This is a genomic window from Flavobacterium sp. (assembly GCF_025352015.1).
Classification (GTDB): domain Bacteria; phylum Bacteroidota; class Bacteroidia; order Flavobacteriales; family Flavobacteriaceae; genus Flavobacterium.
The window spans coordinates 1-3,362 of the sequence record NZ_JANXUG010000056.1; the positions used below are offsets into that span (position 1 = coordinate 1).

At 29.9% G+C, this 3,362-nt stretch carries 5 protein-coding genes; all 5 read right to left on the minus strand.

The window, feature by feature from the left end; genetic code table 11:
- The coding region (locus Q0Q96_RS05675) for an ATPase (RefSeq protein ID WP_293872267.1) at positions 1-432 on the minus strand (432 nt) is incomplete at its 3' end.
- Positions 362-1,195, minus strand: coding sequence for a transcriptional regulator (locus Q0Q96_RS05680; protein WP_293872268.1), 834 nt, complete (start codon positions 1,193-1,195; stop codon positions 362-364). The genes Q0Q96_RS05680 and Q0Q96_RS05675, both read right to left, overlap by 71 nt.
- The gene (locus Q0Q96_RS05685; RefSeq protein WP_293872269.1) at positions 1,192-1,497 is read right to left on the minus strand and encodes a helix-turn-helix domain-containing protein; all 306 of its coding nucleotides are present in this window, start codon (positions 1,495-1,497) and stop codon (positions 1,192-1,194) included. Before Q0Q96_RS05685 ends, Q0Q96_RS05680 begins: the two co-directional genes overlap by 4 nt.
- Before the next feature lie 99 nt (positions 1,498-1,596).
- Positions 1,597-2,451: an RteC domain-containing protein gene (locus tag Q0Q96_RS05690; RefSeq protein WP_293872270.1), complete on the minus strand. Its 855-nt coding sequence runs from the start codon at positions 2,449-2,451 to the stop codon at positions 1,597-1,599.
- A gap of 179 nt (positions 2,452-2,630) precedes the next feature.
- Positions 2,631-3,221 carry a cysteine hydrolase family protein gene (locus tag Q0Q96_RS05695; protein WP_293872271.1) on the minus strand — a complete coding sequence of 197 codons (591 nt, stop codon included), beginning with the start codon at positions 3,219-3,221 and terminating at the stop codon, positions 2,631-2,633.
- Positions 3,222-3,362: the final 141 nt, after the last annotated feature.

The window sequence follows — 3,362 nt, forward strand, 5'->3', positions numbered from 1 at the left end:
GAAGCATATTGTTTTGGGTTCTGATTGGTAGAGTTTGCCTTTGCTGTATTTGTGGATTATTTCGTAGCCGTCCTGAATAAATTCAAAGCTTATATCTCGGCAAGGTTTTACGAAAAATTTATACTCTGTCGGCGTTAGGTATTTCATCAAATTCATTAGTGATGTTTTACCGCAGCCAATTGGTCCAGAAAGTAAAATTCCTTTGTTGAGGTTTATGTTGTATTGAAAACAAGTTGCTTCATCTTTCAGAAAATAAGCAATGAGTTTAAAAATTATTGGATAATCGCTTTCAAGGATTTTGAAATGATTTCCGTATAATTCAACGCCTTTTTTCTCTAACCAAATAATTATTTCAGTGTAGCTATAATGGCTCTGAATAGTCTTTGTCTGTTCCTGTGTTGAGGTGTTTTGCTCTGTTGGATTGTTGTTCATTTGAAATGAATTTAGGTGCGTTTAATATCCAATTTTGTGCTGCTGCTTGCCAATCGACCATCGGGGTTTTGCCACCGACCAACCAACCGTTGCTAGAAAAATAATTGAAAAACTTAATGGCTTCAAGTTCAGGAAAATTCTGTTCGATAAAATAGATTTTGACCTCTTCAATTTTAGGAACATTTTCCTTTTCTTTTTTGGCGGAACTTTTTTCTTTCTTTTCAACATCCACATTTTTTAAAAACCCATCATCATTTTCAAAATTTCTTGCTTGCTCGTCCAAGTTTACAATTTTTAAATCGTTTGAAATGTTTGGTATGTTTGTATTGTTTATATAAGATACTAGCGCTTGTTCAGTACCAGTCTCACTACTAGTAAAAGACTTGTTCGCTACTTGTTCAGTAACTAGACCAAAAACAGGTTCAGAATTTGAACTTAAATTTCTATCTTTTTTTAGCATTGGTTTTAGTTCATCTGAAAAGTTGAGTAGATAAACGTGGCTTCCTTTGAAGGGATTGTAGGATGGTTCATAATTTATATAGCCCAGAGAATGCAAATTTTTAAGGCATTTATGATATGTTGCTTTGGAACTGATTTTGCTAATTCGCATTACCTCATCTCGAGAAATGCTTATTGGATTTTTGAACCGATTGCAATTCCAGAATTGGAATAGTGCTATATACAAACTTACGTGTGTTGGATTGAGCGTTTTATCGATAGCCACTTTCTCGAAAAATCCTGTTAGATGTTTTATATAATTCATCTTATCAACCATTTTGGGTTGAACAACGTAACAGTTGCTTCTACTTTATTGGATTCCAGTAGTTTTTCTAAATCGGAACTCGCATAATATAAAATTCCACCTACCTTGGTATAAGTGATGGTTCCGTTTATCCGAAGGTTTTGCAAAGTGCCTGGAGAAATATTTAACAGTTTTCTGACTTCATTGGATTTGAGCCACTGTTTTTGTTGTTCAGGTTTTGAATTAAACATTGCATTTAAATCGGAAAGTAGGAGTGTGCGAAATTCGTTTAAGTCTTCGCGAGTAATAACTTCGATTGCCATAACTGTATTTTTAGATTGTTATGGCGCAAAATTGTGGGTTTTGATTGGTTTTGTTTGCCAAGTTGGTATCAACTTGGCAATGATTTTTAATAAAACAACCTATTTTATTTTATCTTCTTCCTGTTCAATTTTCTTTTGAAGTATTGTTTTAAGACTATCTAAAAATATAGTGGTTTCCATTTTTCTACTTCTGATGGAATACCAACTTCTATAAACATCGCCTAAATCAATATTAAAAATGACTTCAAAATAATTTGCAATTTCTTTTATATCTGCATTTCCATTATTGAAACTTCCTTGATAATGAAGCGCATATAATAGTTCAATTAATGATGATTTGCTATCTGTCCAAGTAAGCTTAACTTTGGGTGTTGTTTGTGTTTTTGCTGTCATAATTTCCTTTCTATCCAATATTGCTAATTGCTCTTTCAGATATATTTCTAATAAATCATTGGCTAATATCTTGGAAATTCTATAATCGTGGCTTGTATTAAATTCTGGATCTGATGCAAAGAAAAAAGTATCTAACGATAATCGAATATCATACTTTCCTCTTAAAAAATATTTCTCATCCAAAAATGTTGCACCGGTTCTGTAATATTGATAAAATTCTAAATTATTATCGAAAAATCTATTGAGATTGTCAAGTTCATTAAGCAAATATTTTCGTTGTGTTCTGTCTGTTCCTTTTGGTCGTTTTGTCTCTATTTTTAATACCTTTGTGTGATAAATTAGTTTTGAAAATAATTGAGGTTTAGTAACTTTAAAAAACTTTATTTCTTCACTTTGGTTTTTAAAATTTGAATTTATAACAATTTTTTTAAGCAGTTCTACTGATTTCAAAACAATATTAATTGCAATTTCAGAATTTTTGATGGAGTTTTCAATTTCTAAAGAAAGGAATTTGAGCTTTTCTTCAGTATTTAAAAGTAGTTTAGATACCGTATTGTTCATTAAATTTATTTATTCTAGCTTCTTGCACCCAAAATATAAGGTTTAGAGTAATTCATTTGCTTTAAATTCAGAAAGTAATTCTTTGATTCTTTCTTGTAAATTCCCTTGATTGCCAACTACTTAATTTCCTGCAATTTTATTCATTTCATAAATTCTAGTTTTTTACTTGGTTTTTAAATTCAGTTTTTGCTTTCATTCGTTTTAAAAATCTCGACAATGAATTCTGTTGTTATAACTGATGCAAATTCTTCATTTAAACTTGCCAATGCTGTTTCATGAATAAGATTTGCAGAAAAATTTTTCCCGTCAATTCCCTTTTTATTAAAAGTTGCTGTTGCATCTGATACAAGGTAAGTTTCATAACCAAAATTGCCTGCCATTCTTGTTGTTGTTGAAACACAATGGTCAGTTGTTAGTCCAACAATAACTAGTTTGTTAATTTTATTATTATCAAGTTGTTCTTTTAAATTTGTTCCGATAAAAGCACTATTTACATTTTTTTTAATAATTTTTTCTCCTTCAATTGGCATAACAATATCTTTAAATTCGTTTCCAATATTATTTTCATTTAAAATAGAATTTGGGTTAGATGAACAATGTTTTACGTGAAAAATTGGAAAATTATTTTTTCTCCAAAGCTCTAAAAGTTTGCTTGCATTTTTTTCTGCATCGAAATTATTTCTTTCTCCACCCCAATATTCAATATCATTAAATCCTTTTTGTATATCAATCAGAATTAATGCTGGCTTGTCTAATTTTGAAATATTCATAATTTAGTTTTTTATATTCAGTTTATTTTTGTGATAGTTTGTTAGATGTTCGTTGCTTTTTATTTTTTTGGCAATCTTTACAATAATCGTTAGCCATTGTGTTTGCTATAAATTTGCGTATGTTTTAGCTATACAATAAAT